Source organism: Acinetobacter sp. Root1280 (genome assembly GCF_001425285.1).
In the GTDB taxonomy this organism is placed as follows: domain Bacteria; phylum Pseudomonadota; class Gammaproteobacteria; order Pseudomonadales; family Moraxellaceae; genus Acinetobacter; species Acinetobacter guillouiae.
This window is the reverse complement of record NZ_LMED01000023.1, coordinates 228310-246636: the sequence shown is the minus strand read 5'-3', so window position 1 is coordinate 246636 and position 18327 is coordinate 228310. Positions and strand designations below refer to the sequence as shown.

Annotated in this window: 13 protein-coding genes; 9 read left to right on the top strand and 4 right to left on the bottom strand. The window is 38.9% G+C overall.

Annotation, left to right across the window (positions count from 1 at the left end; all coding sequences use genetic code 11):
• Positions 1-389 precede the first annotated feature (389 nt).
• The 4 genes from ASC84_RS15140 (at position 390) to ASC84_RS15125 (ending at position 6510) form a co-directional block, all read left to right on the top strand.
• Positions 390-3173: a TonB-dependent receptor gene (locus ASC84_RS15140; protein ID WP_081409369.1), complete on the top strand. Its 2784-nt coding sequence runs from the start codon at positions 390-392 to the stop codon at positions 3171-3173.
• 463 nt (positions 3174-3636) lie between these two features.
• Positions 3637-4848, top strand: a complete 1212-nt coding sequence (gene ubiH, locus ASC84_RS15135) for a 2-octaprenyl-6-methoxyphenyl hydroxylase (protein WP_056516190.1) — start codon at positions 3637-3639, stop codon at positions 4846-4848.
• Positions 4845-6083, top strand: coding sequence for an FAD-dependent monooxygenase (locus tag ASC84_RS15130; protein ID WP_056516187.1), 1239 nt, complete (start codon positions 4845-4847; stop codon positions 6081-6083). Before ubiH ends, ASC84_RS15130 begins: the two co-directional genes overlap by 4 nt.
• Positions 6084-6258: 175 nt before the next feature.
• A complete protein-coding gene (locus ASC84_RS15125) occupies positions 6259-6510 on the top strand; it encodes a hypothetical protein (protein WP_004722066.1) in 252 nt (83 codons plus the stop codon).
• 380 nt (positions 6511-6890) lie between these two features.
• Here the strand turns inward: ASC84_RS15125 and rsmI are convergent, their stop codons facing one another.
• Entirely contained in the window at positions 6891-7736 is an 846-nt protein-coding gene (rsmI, locus tag ASC84_RS15120) for a 16S rRNA (cytidine(1402)-2'-O)-methyltransferase (RefSeq protein WP_056516185.1), read from the bottom strand.
• Positions 7737-7746: 10 nt separating this feature from the next.
• Between rsmI and ASC84_RS15115 the strand changes: the two genes are divergently transcribed.
• The 4 genes from ASC84_RS15115 to ASC84_RS15100 all read left to right on the top strand — a co-directional run bounded on the left by ASC84_RS15115 (position 7747) and on the right by ASC84_RS15100 (position 10826).
• Positions 7747-8697: a penicillin-binding protein activator gene (locus ASC84_RS15115; protein ID WP_004819971.1), complete on the top strand. Its 951-nt coding sequence runs from the start codon at positions 7747-7749 to the stop codon at positions 8695-8697.
• A gap of 13 nt (positions 8698-8710) precedes the next feature.
• Entirely contained in the window at positions 8711-9127 is a 417-nt protein-coding gene (locus tag ASC84_RS15110; RefSeq protein WP_056516183.1) for a YraN family protein, read from the top strand.
• A gap of 105 nt (positions 9128-9232) precedes the next feature.
• Positions 9233-9940 carry a BON domain-containing protein gene (locus tag ASC84_RS15105; protein WP_056516180.1) on the top strand — a complete coding sequence of 236 codons (708 nt, stop codon included), beginning with the start codon at positions 9233-9235 and terminating at the stop codon, positions 9938-9940.
• The gene (locus tag ASC84_RS15100) at positions 9924-10826 is read left to right on the top strand and encodes an alpha/beta hydrolase (protein WP_004722054.1); all 903 of its coding nucleotides are present in this window, start codon (positions 9924-9926) and stop codon (positions 10824-10826) included. The genes ASC84_RS15105 and ASC84_RS15100 overlap by 17 nt, the downstream gene beginning before the upstream one ends.
• A 42-nt stretch (positions 10827-10868) precedes the next feature.
• Here the strand turns inward: ASC84_RS15100 and nudC are convergent, their stop codons facing one another.
• The 3 genes from nudC to dnaQ all read right to left on the bottom strand — a co-directional run bounded on the left by nudC (position 10869) and on the right by dnaQ (position 14819).
• Positions 10869-11627, bottom strand: coding sequence for an NAD(+) diphosphatase (gene nudC / locus ASC84_RS15095; RefSeq protein ID WP_056516177.1), 759 nt, complete (start codon positions 11625-11627; stop codon positions 10869-10871).
• Positions 11627-13270, bottom strand: a complete 1644-nt coding sequence (locus tag ASC84_RS15090) for a hypothetical protein (RefSeq protein ID WP_056516172.1) — start codon at positions 13268-13270, stop codon at positions 11627-11629. The genes nudC and ASC84_RS15090 overlap by 1 nt, the downstream gene beginning before the upstream one ends.
• Positions 13271-13397: 127 nt before the next feature.
• Positions 13398-14819 carry a DNA polymerase III subunit epsilon gene (gene dnaQ, locus ASC84_RS15085; protein ID WP_056516169.1) on the bottom strand — a complete coding sequence of 474 codons (1422 nt, stop codon included), beginning with the start codon at positions 14817-14819 and terminating at the stop codon, positions 13398-13400.
• 215 nt (positions 14820-15034) lie between these two features.
• Here dnaQ and ASC84_RS15080 point away from each other — a divergent pair, with 215 nt between their 5' ends.
• Positions 15035-18313 carry a LysM peptidoglycan-binding domain-containing protein gene (locus tag ASC84_RS15080; protein ID WP_056516166.1) on the top strand — a complete coding sequence of 1093 codons (3279 nt, stop codon included), beginning with the start codon at positions 15035-15037 and terminating at the stop codon, positions 18311-18313.
• The last annotated feature ends 14 nt before the right edge of the window (positions 18314-18327 follow it).

Sequence of the window (18327 nt, the reverse complement as noted above, 5' to 3'; positions counted from 1 at the left end):
ACTAACCATAGGATGTAGTCACACGATTTTGTTTAGATCAATATAAGCCAATTTCTTTAGATTTGTAATCACGTCTATCTTTGCTTAAAAAGTTGTCAACGACATTTGTAAAAATATACTGTCATAAAAAAAAGAGAAAAAGAAATCTTTTGGTGAGAAGCTAGTTTATTGAATTCAACTAGATAAATAAAATAACAACATTAAAATTTAGAGTATCAAGGATGTGTTTTTTTAAGCATAATCGCAAATGATAATTATTCTCATTGAATTTTGTATTTTAATGTGTATGCTTTGTAATGGTTACGTAATTTATAGAAAACTTTATGAAAACACATACTATCTCCATAATTTCTCCTATTTCTTTTAGAACGACACTTTATCTTTCGATAATGGGAATCATCTTTTCTCCTGCCGCATCTGCTAAAGATGTAGAACAAAATACACCAGCATTACCAACAATTGCAGTAACGGCATCAGATAAATCTAAAGAAAAACCAGTTGCTTATAAGTCGGGTAATATGGATATCCCGCGTACCGAGGATGATGTACAAGCCTATACTTTAATTGAGAGAGAGGAACTTGAACGTTCTGGTGTAACTACAGTGACAGAAGCACTCGCTAAGTTGCTTCCAATGGCAACTTCATCATTAAATAACTCAGACTATTTTGCGACCACATCTAGCCAAATTAATTTACGTGGTTTAGGTGCCAATCAAACATTGGTCTTAATTAATGGTCGTCGTAGCGCCGGTACAGGAAATCGGGGTACAGCAGAAGCAACGCAACAACCGAATATAAATAACATACCACTGGCTGCAATTGAACGGATTGAGGTTTTACCGACTTCAGCAGCAGCGATTTATGGTAGTGGCGCAATTGGCGGGGTAATTAATGTGGTGTTACGTAAGGATTATGTCGGTACAGATCTGGATTTACGTTATGCCAATACCACAGATTATAAACGGCCAGTGCAGTCATTCAACTTTGTATCGGGCTTTGCTTTAGAAGAAGATCGTACCAATGTGATGCTTATGGTATCTAAAAAAAGTCAGGATGGGTTGCTGGATCGAGAGCGAGGCCACAGAGACAAACAACGTCAAAATATTTTAAAAAATAATCCTAACGCGTTGATCGGTCCGACAGTGAATCCACCTGCAGGGAATTTAACCAATATTCGCTCAAAAGATGGATCAGAGCTTATTCCAGGCAGTGGTTCTTCTACTGCTCATATTCCAAAGGGCTGGAATGGTGATATTAGCAAATTAGGTAAAGGCTATGCATTAGGATTAGGCACGGGTGTGAGTGGTTGGTCTGGAGATTACCCGATTTTATATGATACAGATACAGAATCTGTTGCTATTTCAATAAATCGTGACTTTAGCGATCGTTTAAATCTCTTCCTTGAGGCTGGTTATGATCGCGAAAAAGGTTGGGGATACAATTCTTCACCGCACGGTTTTGGTGTGGTCACCGTAAGTAAAAATAGCCCGTATAATCCATTTGGTAAAGATGTTTTGGTGAATTACACTTTAAATAGGGACAGTTTTGGTGCTTGGTCTAAAGACACTTTTGAAACCACGCAGAAAAAAGCAGCGACTGGCTTTACCTTTGAATTAACCCCAAAGTGGCTATTATCCGCAGATTATTCTTGGAGTAAATCAGATATTCGTCAGCGTTATATTCGTAAGGGAAATGTGAATCCAAAATCAACGCAATGGAATAAAGACACTGCAAATAACTTAATTAATTTTCTTGAAGATTACACCACAAAGCCTACAGACATTATTCAAAAATATTGGCATTACACCAAAAATAACACGCAGCAAACTTTAAACGATATGTCTATACGTGCCACTGGACCCGTTGCAACATGGTATGCAGGGGATATTCAATTGGCAACAGGAATTGAACATCGCCGCTATGAAAGTGAAGGCTTTGCTGATCACCAATATGTCGATAATCCATGGGTTAAACCGACCGAACGTAAAATACAGGGGTCAAGTGCGTATACTGAGTTTACCGTCCCTTTACTTTCGCCAGAATATAACTTTCGTTTTGCCAAATTACTTGAGATGCAGTTAGCAGCGCGCTATGAAGACTTTAAAGTATCAGCAAAAGTGCCGAAGTATGATCCTAAAGCTGACCCTGCAACAGGTTATAGGTCGAAGTTACTCGGTTATACCGACACAGGTACAGCTAAATTTGATGCGATTTCGCCAACGATTGGTTTTAAATTTGCACCAAATGATCAAATAATGTTGCGTGCTTCGTATAGTGAAGGCTTTGTGACGCCGACCATGAACCAGTTGGCATTACCAACGATTTCTGAAAATACCAGTACTTCACTCAAAGACCCTATTACAGGAAAAATATTGGGAAATGGCACAGATATTATTTCTGGTGGTAGTCCAAATATTACGCCCGAGAAATCAAAAAGTTATAATTTTGGCGTGGTATTAACCCCAGAGATGATTGAAAACCTACGTTTGTCGGTTGATTATTATCAGATTGAAAAAACCAATAATATTACGTCTGTAAGTGCGCAGTATATTCTAGATAACCAAGATACATACGGCAACCGAGTAAAACGTGATGCCAATGGTGATGTGACTTCAATTGATACGACTTCATTTAACGCTTTGGGGCTAAAAACCAAAGGTATTGATACCAATCTCAGTTATGCTTTTGATAGTGCTGTTGGAAATACCTCGTTTAATTTAGGGTATACCTATGTGAGTGAATTTAAACGGCAAGATTCAGTCGACACATCTTTTGTCGATTTCTTAGCGATGGGAAGTAACAAAGATGATTATCCGCTTAAACATCGTGCCAATGCATCTATATACTTAAAGCCCAATGATATATGGGGATTTGGTTGGGCAGCGCAATACTATGGTTCGTATACAATCAAAGATGCGTTAGCAATTTTAAATCAAACAGGTAAAGACACTCAAACCTTAAAAATTAATGATCAAATTTATCATGATGTCTTTGCCAAAGCTAAATTGCCGCTTGCTAAATCCAATAAGCTTAATTCGGCAGAAGTGGGCTTTGGTATTCAGAATTTATTCAATGACTACACTGTGGATATGTCAAGCTCAAAAGGTTATCTCAGTAAATATAGCGATGTACGTGGTCGTCAATATTATCTAAATCTTAAGATGTCATTCTAATTCCACATTTAATCATGTGACTGTTATTGTTTCTGATTTTTTACTTTCTTGATCCTTACCAGACTGATTTGTGAGTTGGGTAGGGATTTTGTGCTATGGATAATCTATAAAAATTGAATGCTTGAATGTCGCGGGTTATTCAGTAAGCCCCATCAGTCTATTGAATTAAATGACACGCTTTTAAATAATTAAAATCGGATTTTTATCCATGTTCTATTCTTCATGCTTGTTATTTGTACAATCTTTTTAAGTTGCTATATCGGCCGAGCTAAATAACATGCTTAATTCTCGGAATGAAATTTTTAATTTTCATACTTATGTTAAAAATAGCGTATTGATTCAGTACAAATACAGCCAACAATTTCCTATTTCAATATAAAAATAACTTTGCTTGATGTAATATGAAATCAATCAAGATTATAAGTATTCAGTACGCTGAATCACATATAGAAAGGATAAAAGCATGCAACAAGAAGTCATCATCGTCGGCGGTGGAATGGTTGGGCTGAGCTTGGCTCTAATGTTGGCAAAAGCCAATATTGCGGTAAAGCTTTTAGAGGCTGTGAAATATCCAAATTATGATGATGCCAATCTTGCACCCTATCATTCCAGTTTTGATGCACGAAATACCGCGTTATCACGTCGTACCGTACAAATTTATCAAAAACTCGGTCTTTGGGATGCTTTGCAAGAACATGCAACTCCTATCCTCGAAGTGCATATCACTGAACAAGGCAGTTTTGGTAAAGCACGCTTAGTCGCAGATCAAGAAAAAGTCGAAAGTTTTGGGCAAGTGATTGAAAATGCATGGCTAGGCCGTGTACTACTGACTCAAGTTCGCCAGCAAGCTTTAATTGAATTGATTGATGGTGTACAAGTCACCTCACTAAAACAAGAGGGTGACTATGTATATGTTGAAGCCAATCGTGGTGAAGAATATACCCATTCACTTAAAGCCAAACTGTTGATTGCTGCAGACGGTCGTGATTCTTTCTGTCGCCAAGCTTTAGGTGTTGGGGTGGATGTACATGATTATGATCAGGTGGCAATTGTCACAACTGTACAAACCTCTAAACCACATCATCAAGTGGGCTTTGAACGCTTTAGCCATTTAGGTCCATTGGCATTGCTTCCACTGCCTGGGGAATGTCGTCGTTCAGTGGTTTGGCCAGTGAAAAAAGGCACAGAAGATGAATGGTTAGGTGATGAAAATGACCAACATTTCCTTGATGCTTTACAGCAAACTTATGGTGATCGTGCGGGTAAATTCCAGAAGACAGGTAAACGTTTTAGCTTCCCATTGGCACAAGTGCTTGCTGAAAAACAAGCGGTGGGTCGGGTAATTTTGATGGGTAATGCTGCACATACGATTCATCCTGTCGCTGGACAAGGTTTTAACTTGTGTATGCGTGATGCAGATGTGCTGATGCGTTATATCACAACGCAAATTGCGCAATCTGATGATATTGGTCAACCTAAGATGTTAAAGGCCTATGAACAATCTCGCTTAACTGATCAGCAACGTGTGATTAAATTCTGTGATTCTGTAGTGCGTGGATTTAGTAATCAAAACCCAGTGTTAAAATTATTGCGTAATACTGGCTTGGTAGCTTTTGATGTGATTCCGGGGATTAAGCCTTTGGTTGCCAATTATGCAATGGGATTAAAAGCATGACACAGCAAGATACGTTAGATGTGGTGATTGTTGGTGGTGGTCTGGTGGGTGGCTTAACCGCATTGCTTTTAGCACAGGGCGGTGTACAAGCCACAGTTTTAGATGCAGCCCCTATTTTAGATGCTGAAAAAACGCTAGCTGTTGCTAATCCGCGGGTTTTAGCGCTGAGCCAAGCCACGATTCACATGTTAAAAACGGTGAATGTATGGGAAAAAATCGCTCGCCAAATGCCCTATACAGGCATGCAAGTCTGGAATAAAAATGGTTATGGCGAAATTAATTTTGGGCAAGCCTCAGAAAGCTTTCCTACAGCTGAGCAAAGCTTAGGTTCAATGGTTGAACCAAGTTTATTAAATCTTGCCATCCAACAGGAAATGTTGGAGCAACTGCAAGATTATCGTACTCAAGTTAAAGTTGTGCGAGTAGAGCAGGGTGTAGGCTGTTGGATTATTAAACTTGCAGATGGGACTGAGCTAAAGACCAAATTAGTGATTGGCGCAGATGGCGCAAACTCATTTGTTCGTGATCAAGCATTTATCGATCTTGATGTTTTAGATTATCAACAAGCCGGTTTGACCTGTGCGATTCGTACCACACAACCGCACCAATATGTGGCTCGTCAGATTTTCCATCCGACTGGCCCATTGGCATTTTTACCGATGGCAAGTTTAAAGCCTGAGCAAACTGAACACTGGATTTCAATCGTTTGGACCTTACCTGATGATTATGCAGAAGAATATGCGCGCTTAGATGATGCTGATTTTTGTGAATTACTGACACGTGAAAGTCATCATATGTTGGGCAAGATCATTGAAGCGACACCGCGGGCTCAATTTCCACTTAAGGCACGTGCAGCACAACGTTATGTAAAAGATGGGCTGGCTTTGATTGGTGATGCAGCGCATGTGATTCATCCTTTAGCAGGACAAGGCGTAAATATTGGGTGTTTAGATGCTGCTATTCTGTGTGATGTATTACTTAAAGATAAACAGCGTGGCGTATGGGCGCATGAACAAACCTTAAAGCGTTATGAACACCAACGCAAAGGGCAAAACGATGCCATGATGCATAGTATGTCGATGATTGGTTTTTTAGAAACTGCGGAAATATTTCCATTGGTTTGGGCGCGTAACTTTGGCTTAAAACAAGTTGAAAATATGCCATTTTTAAAAGATCAATTTATGGCACAAGCCAATGGGTTGGCAAATTTAAAAAGCACGCAATATGCCATTTAATTGGATTTCTGATATTTTTTAACCAATCATTTAAACAACATTACGAATTTGATGAAAAAAAACACGATTTTGTGTATCTAGATACTAGTCGAATGGCGAAGAGCTTGATACATTTCTCTGTAAAACATCACCATTTTTCGGATGGTACATTGACGTCATTGATGGGGAGTTAAAGATGACAGATACAAATGATTATGATGATAATTCAGAAGATCATGCAGTAGACGATGATGAAGCTAAAGCGGCTGAAAAAGGTGCTGCGGCAAGTGATTCGACAGTTTCAGATACAGATTTAGCTGAAGCTGAAACACTCACTGTGACAGCGAAAAAAAGACAGCGTGAGGCGTTGGAAGATGAAGTCGCTGCATTTTTAGCGCGTGGTGGGAGAATTACCGAAGTTCCACCTGATGAATCTGCTAAAGATTGATTTTAAAAGCACCGAAAGGTGCTTTTTTAAATTGAGTTGGGATGCTGTCTATTTTCTCTTTTAGATGATTAAATCTAAATTTTGAATTGATCATTATTTGTGATTTTTCTCTTGAATTTTTAATCAAATAATCATTTTATTTTTATTGATTTTTGTCAATCACTTTAAAAGCAAGGCGGAGTAAATCATCAGTAATGTTGTGCTTTTGATTGTTTTTTCTGCATCAGCTTTTATAAGTGCCAGATTGATCAGTGCGTGATTAAAACTTATTGTGTTTTAAAAATTAAGACAGGTACAAAAGCGACCAGAGCAACCAGTCGCTTGTAGAAAAGCAGATTGAGAAATGCTTATACAGGCATTTCTCAACTCAAGAAATAAAATTATTGTTGATTAGTCAGCTCTAAAGCACGTTGATAGGCGATTTTCTTTTTGATGCCAGTTAGATCCGCAGCCAGTTGTGATGCTGCTTTGACTGATAAATCTTGTAATAAGCGATTTAAAAGTTGATCTAATTTCTCTTGTTCAACATCTTGATCTTTGGCATCTGGTGCACCACCAATAACTAAAACAATTTCACCTTTTTGCTGATTGCGATCATTTTCAATCAATGTCACCAACTCGCCCAAAGTCATCTTTTTAATCGTTTCAAATGTTTTGGTAATTTCACGTGCAAAACCAACAGGGCGATCTGCGCCAAAAACATCAGCCATATCTTTGACACTATCTAAAATACGATGAGGTGCTTCATAGATAATCATGGTTTGTGATTCATGTTTTAATTTTTCTAATTGAATCAATCGTTGCGATTGTTTTGACGATAAAAAGCCTTCAAAGCTAAAACGATCACTGGGTAAACCCACCGCACTTAGCGCAGCAATAGCAGCACATGCACCCGGTACAGGAATGACACGGATACCATTTTCCTGAGCGGCACGTACCAATTTAAAACCAGGGTCACTAATCAATGGTGTACCAGCATCACTGACCAGAGCAATATTCTGACCGCTTTTTAATTTTTCGATAAGTATATCAATTTTGTTACTTTCATTGTGATCATGACACGCTGTGAGCGGAGTTGAGATATTATAGTGCTTTAATAATTGAGCAGATTGACGTGTATCTTCTGCCGCAATAACAGAAACAGACTTTAAAACTTCAATAGAACGAAAAGTCATATCATCTAAGTGCCCAATTGGGGTCGCTACGACGAATAATTGAGCACTCATAAAGGTCTCCATGAAGAATAAGTTAGTGTTGAACAGTATTAAAAGAGTGGTTGTGTTGGGAATGGTTGGATTTACAATCCAAGTTCACGCAGAAATTCTGGTTATATTACCTGAAACAGGCCCTATGTCGCGAGCGGGTTTGAGTATTAAACAAGGAATATTAAGTGCCGCGCAGGCCTCGAAGAATGAAATACCATTAAAATTTGTCGATTCAGATCAAAAGACCATCAAAGCCCTGTTAAAACAGCATGTCAATAAAAAGACTAAAATGATTATTGGGCCTTTGGCTCGTCCTGATGTTGAGGCTTTAATTAATTTAAAGCCTAAAGTACCTGTATTGGCACTCAATGAAGTTTATCCAAGCGATAAAAGTGTTTGGCAATATAGCCTTTCTAAAAATGACGATGCTTTGGCGTTACTTGATTATATCCAGCATGATAAAGTCAGCAAACTCTATGTGGTGCGTGAAAAAGGCACAGAAGCAGAATCTATTAACTTTTTAAATGCATTATTTGCCAATTATATGGGTGAAGTTGATCCTGTGGAGCATATGCCAAAGTCAATTTCGGATCGAGAGGGCATTTTGCTGTTAGGTTCAAACCAATGGTTGACCAGTTTTCCCAAATTGCAGAAGAAAAAAATTTATACCCAAGCCATTGCTGTCGATGAAAAAAAGGCCTTGCCTAAAGGGATGAAATTCTGTGATGTTCCTGCCTTATACATTGCCGAATGGGATGATGTCGTCAAAGCTTATAAAGATAAACCGACCTCGTTACCGTATCAGCGTTTATATGCCTTTGGTGGAGATGCTTGGCATATTGCTGAACAATTTGTTTTGGATCCGAATGTAAAAAGCTTAACCTTTAATGGTCGCACTGGAAAAATTAAAATTGATGGAAATCGTGTTGAGCGTATTCCGCAATGTTTTGAACGCTCAAAAAATAATTTAGTGCCTTTGTGATGATAGGTTTCTGATGGCAAAAAATAATTTAGGACAATGGGCTGAGCAAGAAGCAGTGAAATTACTGCTTCAACATGGCTACGACATCATAAAATTGAATTATTTCTCGCGCTTTGGTGAAATAGATATTATTGCGCAGTCTAAACAAGAGCTAATTTTTGTTGAGGTGAAAGCAAGAACACCGACACAGATGGGGCATGCTTTTGAAGCTGTAAATCAATCAAAACAACAAAAAATGATTAAAACGGCGTTTAAGTTTTTACAAAAATATCCACAATATGAACAATATTATTGCCGTTTCGATGTGATTGGTTTTGATTTACATCATAAAATTGCAAAAAACGTACAGCAAGACCTCAGTAAAATCTCTTATGATCAATCTTGGATTGAAAATGCATTTACTTTAGATGCAGACTTGATTAATCTGTGACTGAAATTTATGTACGGTTATTTCAAAAATAAATATATTTTCCAGCATGTTAACGACGTTTAAATGGGTTGTTTAGCAGGCTAAAATTAATAGGAGTCTTGCTGAGTGTTAAAACGTATTGTCATCACCATGATGTGTGTAGCAAGTTTGTCTGGTTGCGCGAGTTTTATCTCAGGTGGTACTGGTTCTTCACCAGTGGGAACAGATAGTGGTGTTCGATCTTTAGGACAAGTGTTTATTGATTCTTCTATTGAGCGAACTGCGAAAATCAACTTGTATAAGTTGGATGCCCGATTTAAGCAATCTCGTGTCAATATTAATAGTTTTCATAGCAATGTCTTATTGACAGGGCAAGTGCCAGATGCGCATTTAAAGCAGTTGGCAGAAGATAATCTACGAGCGATGAGCGATGTAAAAGCAGTCCATAATTACCTGACTGTTGGTAATCAAATCGGTTATAGCACTATCATGCAAGATGCATCGGTCACTGTGAATACCCGTGGTTTAGTGATGAAAGCGCCTGTGGTTTCAGACAATAAAGTCTTGATTCATACAGAAGACGGAGTGTTGTATGTTTTAGGTCGTTTAAACAATGCTGAAATTGCAGATTTAAATGATGTTTTACAAAAAGTTGGAAATGTGACTAAAATTGTGACCTTGATTGATAATGTTGAACAAGCGAATAATTCGGTCCAAACTTCATCTTTCACAGCACCTGTGGTAAATAATGTACAACAACAACCTGATGTACAGACACCTGTTGCGATTGATCCTAATGCTACAGAGCCAAACAATAATGTTATTCAACAATAGGTTAAAGTTTTTAAAAGTTAGATTTGGAAAGCAGTTTGAACAACTAAAATCTCAATTTAAATCACACTATCAAGATTTTCGTTTATACGATTTAGGCAGTATTACCATTAATGGCTTGACCCCTAAAAAGGGCTATTCCATTCAGCATAATATTGCCTATGGCTTAAAGGCGAGACAACGTTTAGATTTATATATTTCTAATAAAAAGCAACAGAATGCGCTGATTCTTTTTGTTCATGGTGGGGCATGGAGTCATGGGGATAAAAGTGCTTATAAATTTGTAGGCGAGGCCTTTAGTCGTTTTGGCTATAACGTGGCAGTGCTGAACTATCATTTAGCGCCTGAGCATAAATTTCCAAGCTATATTGATGATCTTGCAGTTGCTTTGAATTATTTGGAACAACAACAAGCGCGTTTCGGTATTTCAATGGATAAAATTGCCTTGATGGGGCATTCAGCAGGCGCATTTAATATTGCGTCTTTGCTTTATCATCCAAAGCACTACCAACTGGCCATCAAACAAAATATCAAAGCTTTGATTGGAATCGCTGGACCTTATCATTTCGATTATAAAGGCGATGCTTTAGCCGAAAATGCGTTTGATCAAAGCATTCCTTATCAACAAGTAATGCCGTATTATTTTGTTGAAAAAAATGAGGTAAAGCATTATTTGTTCTTGGCAGAAAATGATCAAATCGTTAAAGCTAAAAACTCTTTAGATTTTAAACAGCAATTACTTGAACAAGGCAATCATTGTGAAATTTACACGATACCTAAAACTGGTCATATTTCAATTATGGGCAGTGTTTCAAGTTTATTTAGTCGATTCTATAAAACCCGGCCTGAAATTATTAAGGTTTTAAATGAAGCAATGAAAAATGCCTAGCAATCGCTAGGCATTTTTGATTTGAACATGTTTTAATCAAGATCAGTCTTTATGCATCGGTTTATTGTGAATTACATGTTCAATCATGGCATGGGCGATACTGCCACTAAAAGGCGTTTCGGGCAACTGATCAAACTTAAAGAACTGAGCCTCACTAATTTCTTCTTCTTGCAAGACGATTTCACCAGATTCATATTCTGCCTTAAAGGCCAGCATAAGATTACTTGGAAAAGGCCAAGGTTGGCTGGATAAATATTGGACATTTTTGACATGTAGGCCAACTTCTTCCAACGTTTCTCTTTTGACTGCTTCTTCCAGTGTTTCACCGACTTCAACAAAACCCGCAATAAGGCCATACATCTTGCTTTTATTCTTGGCATTTTTTGCCAATAGAATTTCGTTATCGCCACGAGTAATCACGGTGATAATACACGGTTGTACACGCGGGTATTGATGATAACGACAGCTAGGGCAGACCATAGCATATTCAGTGGGATGAACCTCGGTTTCGTGACCACAGTGGCTACAAAACTTATGGTTTCTTCGCCACTCTAGCAACTGTACTGCACGACTGGCTTGTTCAAACTCAGATTTGGTCCATTGTGAAATCAATTGACGAATCGGGATCAGTTGATATCCCGCTGGAATTTGATCTTCGATAAAAAGATCTCGGGCAATAATCTGATCACCCGAGTTAAAGCTGATATCACTTGCTAACTTTTCAACTTTAGGTAGTTGTAAATTTTCATCCACTAAAAGTTGTTGATGGTGAAAGATATATGCAAGTGATAATTCTGACATTAGGCTACCGATTTTAAATTTTGACTACTTGTTAATGCTACATCAAACATGGCTTGTAAAACAGGTTGTTTGTTTTGTAGATTTTCAATCATCATGTCTGCACTGGCTAAAACATCAAGCAGTTTATTGACTTGTTCAAGGTTAAACACGTGCTCTTTGTTAAGACCCGTTTGAATAAACTCCGCAGAGAGCAACAATGCTTTTTGACCATCTTTTGCCGCAAGGAACAACAGTGCACCACCAATTTCACTTAATTGTGATGGAAGTTGGTCTAAACTTGTGCTTGGAGGATCTTGTAAATATTGCACCAATGTTTGTGAGCTTAAATCAACCAGCGCTTTGGTCTCAGTCAATAATGCTGCATGTGCTTCATCTAGACGATCTAATGAAATCTGCAAGTTATTCACTTTTAACTGTAAACGACTCGATGTGTAATTACGCTCTAAGATACCAATCGAATTCATCGCTGATAAAATACTGTTCATCAACTGTTGTGCGTAATTTTCATCTTTTAGCATGTTGTCTTGAGACAGTAGATCAGCCTGTTGTTTCAGTCCGCTATAGGCTTCATTGAGATTCAAGACTTTAAATACATGCGCAAGATCAGTCAGTTTGTTTTTCAATTCTTGCGTTTTTTCATCACTCATATTTTTGTAGTTAAACTCAATATCATTACGGATTTGCGACATTTCATCTGTAATCAGTTGGCTCACACTATGAATGGTTTCAAAATCAGGGCCATATAAATGGCGGCTGAATATTTGTAATTGTGTGTCAGTTAGAATATCTTCGCCAACATTGATCTGTTCACGGATGTGTTGTGATATTTCATCTTCTTGGCTGATACAAATACTTAGGATATTGGCAGTATCTAATAAAGATGGCTTGAATCCGCTTAGATCTTTAAAGAATAAAGACATATTGGTTTCAATACTGATTAACGTTCTGAGGCGTGTGTCATTGAGAATGATGTTTTCAATGTGATTTAAAGCAACTGCAGCCAAAGCCCAATATTGTTCACTTGCTTGGCCTTTGGCTGCATTTGCCAAATAAGACCCAACCAGCTTGATACCTTGTAAATCTAAATCTGTTTCTTGCTGTTTGAGCAGTTTATGTAGGCATAATTTATAAAGTTTATGTACATACACTGAATGCTCTAACTCAGGTGATTGCGGCAAGTTAAAATTCGGTGTTACACAGTCAAGCAAAGGAATAATTGCTTGGCCTTCTGGTGTCAGCTCTAGACCTAAAGAAAGTTCTAAGCGATTTAAGGTGTCATGTAAGAATTGTGGTGCTCTGACTTCACGAAGGCAAATAAACTCAATATAGCGTTTGAGCATGGTGGTGCCTTCACTCAAAGCGATCACTTCTTGGGTATTGATCTCACGCGGGTTTTGCATCACTTTACGCATCACCGCCGCAGAGAGTTGCGCAATTTTAGCAACATGCGGCATATCGATGAGCATCAGCACATTTACACATTGTTCAAATTGAAGCAAAGCATCATCAATACCGAAGGGTAAAGTTTGGTCTTCAACTAAACTACTGACAGCAGATTCTACCTGCAAAATTGAATTATCGACTTCTTTTTTAATAATAAGTAATGCTGTCGGATCAAAATGTATAGAGGTTTGGTAAGACATTGATCTGCACCTATCCTGGGTATCTGAATGTTTTATTTCATAGCCTCAAAATGAGGCTAATTTTCTAAGTTTTAATATAGCCGAAGAAGACCATCTTTACAGAAAAAATAGCCATCAATTTCAAATTTTATTTTGCAAAAATGCAGGCTTCCCCATGTTTTTCTTGAAATTGTTTGACCCAGTTCTCATGCGCTTCTAATTCTTCATCTGAAGGTAAAATGATTGGGGCATTGATTTCAATTTTTTTCCGAGTTGTATTTCTTTGCGCCTGATCAGTATGTGCAGAAAGAGCATCCATGTCAAAGGATACTTGACCGCCTGTCATGGCGAGATAAACGTCAGATAAAATTTCAGCATCGAGTAAGGCACCATGGAAAGTACGATCTCGTTGCGGAATTTCATAACGGCGAACTAAGGCATCCAAAGAGTTCTTTTGCCCAGGATGTTTGCTTTTCGCCATCGCCAAGGTATCAGTTACTTCACATACTTCTGAGAGTGCCTGTAGACCACTGCGCTTGAACTCCATATCTAAGAAGTTCATATCGAAGCTTGCATTATGCGCAATAATTTCACTGCCCTTTAAGTAGTCAAATAAAACTTGCGCAATTTCGTTATATTTTGGCTTATCTTTTAAAAACTCATCAGTAATACCATGGATGGCTTCTGAATCGCCAACTGGTTTTTCTGGATTTATATAGATATGAATCGAACTGCCAGTCAGTTTACGATTGACCATTTCAATTGCGCCAACTTCAACAATTCGGTCACTGTCCTGATAATAGAAACCAGTGGTCTCGGTATCCAGAATAAACTGTTTGGGGCCATGTAACTGGACCGTCGCAGGTGTAATCACAATTTGTGGATGAATATCTCGCATTGCGGGTTGGCTCATTGCTGGCTCATCATTTTCATTGATATCTTGGTTAGATGTTTCTTCCATCTCAATTTCATGAGCTGGTATGACATCCTGCTGAGGGCTAATTTCTGATTCTATCATTTCATCTGATTCAATCAGGTCAAATCCAAAGGGATCGTCAAGCAGCCAGTCTTTTTCATGTTTTTTTTTATCATCAGCCACTGCCAAGGGTTCAGTCAATTTGCTTGGCGCAGTGGTGTTTTTTTTTGCGTCGAGTATTTGCTGTGTACCTAAATTCGCCAATTGATCTGCCATTTCATTGCCTGCATGTCCAGCATGGCCTTTAATCCAGTTCCATTCAATTTCGCGACCTTGGCAGGTTTGATCGAGTTTTTTCCAAAGATCTGGGTTTTTTACATCTTTCCAGTTTTTCTTTTTCCACCCTTCAATCCATTCGGTAATGCCACGTTTTACATAGTTGGAATCGGTCCAAAGCACTAATTTTGCTTCGGTTGGGCAAAATGCGATCCCTTCAATGGCTGCGGTAAGTTCCATGCGGTTATTGGTTGTATCAAGTTCACCACCACACAACTTATGTTCTTCTGTTTCAGTGATGATATAAGCGCCCCAGCCACCAGGACCTGGGTTGCCTTTACAAGCACCATCGACATAAAGTGTGATTGTTTGTGACATAGTAATAACCAATGAAAGTGAATTAAGAGTTGAACATCGTGGTTTAAGAATTTATTGTATACGCAAATCGGCGTTTTCTACGCATGAACTGAGATTTTTTTAATTTCTTGTAACATTTGTATGCAATTCGCATTCAAAATTTGCCTTGTAAGCGCGTTTAGCTCTACTAAAATGGCAATGATAAAATAATTTACTAAATGTTGTTCGGAACTCTTATGTTTAAACCTACCACAATGCTGTGGCAACCTACTGCGACTGTTTTCTTTAAATTATCCTTATTAACATCTGCATTCGCAGCATTAGGGTTGACTGCAGGGTGTTCTTCGACGTCGACAACATCAAAAGTACAAACATCAAAGTCAGCAGGCATGTTGGATGCCAGCAGTTTGGATTCTCTAGAAGATCTACTTTCTGCAACTGATATACGTGCGGTAGAGGGCGATCGTCTATTGATTTTAAAACATGGTGACGTATGGAAGCGGATGTCAGTCGGTTTTAAAATGGATGAAAACCATTGGGATCCTCGTATCGATGCACAACGGAGCTGGTTTGTTTCCCGCCAACCTTATATTGACCGTCTAAGTGCTCGTGCATCACGCTATCTTTACCATACCGTGAAAGAAGCTGAACGTCGTGGTTTACCTACTGAATTAGCACTGTTGCCGATTATTGAAAGTTCTTATGACCCAGCAGCAACCAGTAGTGCCGCCGCAGCTGGGATGTGGCAATTTATCCCAAGTACAGGGAAAATTTATGGTTTAAGACAAACCAGCTTATACGACGGGCGTCGTGATGTGGTTGAATCAACACGTGCCGCTTATGAGTTTTTAGGTAGTTTATACAATCAATTCGGTTCTTGGGAGTTGGCTTTGGCTGCCTATAACGCAGGCCCAGGGCGTATCCAGCAAGCAATTAATCGTAACCAAGCTGCGGGCTTACCAACAGACTATTGGTCATTGCGTTTACCGCAAGAGACCATGAACTATGTACCACGCTTTTTAGCCGTGGCGCAGATTATTAAAAGCCCATCTAAATATGGGGTGAGCTTACCACCGATTGCCAATCGTCCGCACTTTAGAGAAGTTGCAGTTCCACCAGGCGTACAACTCAATCAAATTGCTTCAATTACCAATTTAAGTCGTGCTGAGCTATATGCTTTAAACCCTGGTCATCGTGGTGAATTTGTTGATCCATCGAGTACCTTACGTATTTTGATTCCTGCGGATCTTAGTCCGACCATCGATGCAAAACTAAGAGCGTTAAAACCGGGTTCTGATAGCGGTTTATGGGCAAGCAATACTGCGCCAACCACAACTACACGGACTTTAACGCCTACAGCAGTCACCTCGACAGTGACTCAATCGATTACTCCAAGTAAAGCGACGCCACCTGCTTTAACAACAGCAAAAACCACCACGACAACCGCAGGTTCATTGAGCACGCTCAAAAATACACCACAAGGCTCGGATGCATTAGCGCAATTTGCTGCCAATGCTGATATTCCAAGTGCGCCACGTATTCCTGTTGCTGTGACCAATGCAGCCAATGTGAAACCTGTTGCCGCAGAGCCGCCAATTTCTGCGCATGAAAAAGCACAAATTCTTGCCGCAGTAAAAGCTGAAGGCGAAAAGGAAACGGTTAAACAAGTTTTAGAACCTCAAGCCACTCAAGCTGAAAAAGAAGAAGTGGTTAAAGAGATTAAGGCGATTGCACCACAAGGGACAGAAGTGCTTGACCCGTATGATGGTAAAATTAAGCTGACTGCAATTCAAACCAGTCAATCTGTTGCAGAAGTTCAAGGTAAGGAAAATACGGTTGGATTCTCATATCCTAAAGGTTTAGCAGATACCACACCTGCAAACTCGGAAGAAGCCAAACTGAATCAGGATAAGAACTTTAAGAAAACCGAAACTGAAGTTGTGGTTGAACCACCAAGAGGTAAACGCAGTACTTATACCGTTATGGCAGGGGATACTTTAGCAACGATTGCTTTAAAGAATGGCGTAAATTGGCGCGATATTGCCAAATGGAACCAAGTTGATCCAAACGGAACTTTATTTGTTGGCGCGACTTTGTATTTATATGATGCCAAACCACAAATTGATACCCCTGTGGTTTCTCGCAAAACCACGGATTCAGCTCCAGCCAACTATGTGGTTAAACCAAATGATAGTTTAACCAGTGTGGCAAATCAGTTTGGTTTATCTGTTTCACAATTGGCAAATTATAATAATCTGAATACCAACAGTAATTTATTTGTCGGTCAGAAATTAAAGCTTAAAGATGCTTCAGATGATAAATTATCTGAAATCAATAAAGCAGTGGTTCGTGCGGATACCTCTAAGCCTGTTGCAAAAATCAAGACCAAGGCTTATGCAGTTAAACGTGGCGAATATCTTAAAGTGATTGCCGATCGTTATGCTTTATCTGTACATGAACTCGCTGATTTGACTCCAGGGCTAGATACCTCAAGTAGCTTATTTGTAGGGCAAAAGATCAATGTGCCACTCAGTGAAGTCAATGAGCCAGAAGCTAAACTTGACTCTAAAGTGATTGATCAAAGTAAGTTTAAGAATGTAAAAGCTGAAACAACCTATAAAACTGAGAACTATAAAGTTCAAAGTGGCGATAGTTTATCCAGTATTGCGGTTCAGTCTAAATTAAGCTTGGCAGAATTAGCTGAGTTAAACAAAATTTCGACATCTAAAAACTTGCTTGTGGGTCAAATCATTAAGATCCCTGCTGGAACAACAACACCAGAAACCTATACTGTGCAATCTGGGGATAGCCTAATTGCGCTGGCAAATAAGTATAATTTGCAAGTTAACCAAATTGCCGATTTAAATGGTTTAAAAAGTACATCTGGTTTGTTTGTTGGGCAGAAATTGAAGTTGACTGGCACGCCTGAAACTAGCAGTAAAGAGAAAGCACAAGCGAGAAATGAGTCGAAATCAGAAGGCGCTAGTAAAGATATCCATGTGGTCAAATCAGGTGAAACACTGGCAAGCGTTGCAAAAAAATATAAACTGCAATTGTCTTATTTAAGTGAATTAAATGGTTTATCGCGTAATCAGGCTTTGGATATTGGACAACGCTTAAAGCTTGATGGGGAATTACCCAGTAAATCCACGCTATCTAAAGAAAAAGAAGACCTAAAGGCGACTGCGAAAGCAACAGCTAAAGCTTCGAGTAAGAATACTGAAAGCTATGCGGTGAAGTCTGGTGAGTCGTTAAATGCGATTGCAAATCGTGTTGGCATGTCAGTTCAAGAACTGGCTGAATTGAATGATCTGAGCCCACGTGCGGGTTTACAACGTGGACAATCTATTCGTATTCCTAAAACAGTGACTGAATACAAAGTGAAAAGCGGTGATTCATTGATTCGTTTAGCCAGCAAGTTTGGGATTGATACCAGTGCACTTGCCGAGATGAATGAAATAAAACCAAACGCGTCATTACGCATTGGCAGCATTATTAAAGTTCCGAATCTTTAAGCGCCATTTTATTG

What these genes read in the sequence shown, in the direction of transcription:
- ASC84_RS15140 (WP_081409369.1), top strand. Translation starts at nt 390, where the DNA reads ATGGGAATCATCTTTTCTCCTGCCGCATCTGCTAAAGATGTAGAACAA.
- ubiH (WP_056516190.1), top strand. Translation starts at nt 3,637, where the DNA reads ATGCAACAAGAAGTCATCATCGTCGGCGGTGGAATGGTTGGGCTGAGC.
- ASC84_RS15130 (WP_056516187.1), top strand. Translation starts at nt 4,845, where the DNA reads ATGACACAGCAAGATACGTTAGATGTGGTGATTGTTGGTGGTGGTCTG.
- ASC84_RS15125 (WP_004722066.1), top strand. Translation starts at nt 6,259, where the DNA reads ATGACAGATACAAATGATTATGATGATAATTCAGAAGATCATGCAGTA.
- rsmI (WP_056516185.1), bottom strand. Translation starts at nt 7,736, where the DNA reads ATGAGTGCTCAATTATTCGTCGTAGCGACCCCAATTGGGCACTTAGAT.
- ASC84_RS15115 (WP_004819971.1), top strand. Translation starts at nt 7,747, where the DNA reads ATGAAGAATAAGTTAGTGTTGAACAGTATTAAAAGAGTGGTTGTGTTG.
- ASC84_RS15110 (WP_056516183.1), top strand. Translation starts at nt 8,711, where the DNA reads ATGGCAAAAAATAATTTAGGACAATGGGCTGAGCAAGAAGCAGTGAAA.
- ASC84_RS15100 (WP_004722054.1), top strand. Translation starts at nt 9,924, where the DNA reads ATGTTATTCAACAATAGGTTAAAGTTTTTAAAAGTTAGATTTGGAAAG.
- nudC (WP_056516177.1), bottom strand. Translation starts at nt 11,627, where the DNA reads ATGTCAGAATTATCACTTGCATATATCTTTCACCATCAACAACTTTTA.
- ASC84_RS15090 (WP_056516172.1), bottom strand. Translation starts at nt 13,270, where the DNA reads ATGTCTTACCAAACCTCTATACATTTTGATCCGACAGCATTACTTATT.
- dnaQ (WP_056516169.1), bottom strand. Translation starts at nt 14,819, where the DNA reads ATGTCACAAACAATCACACTTTATGTCGATGGTGCTTGTAAAGGCAAC.
- ASC84_RS15080 (WP_056516166.1), top strand. Translation starts at nt 15,035, where the DNA reads ATGTTTAAACCTACCACAATGCTGTGGCAACCTACTGCGACTGTTTTC.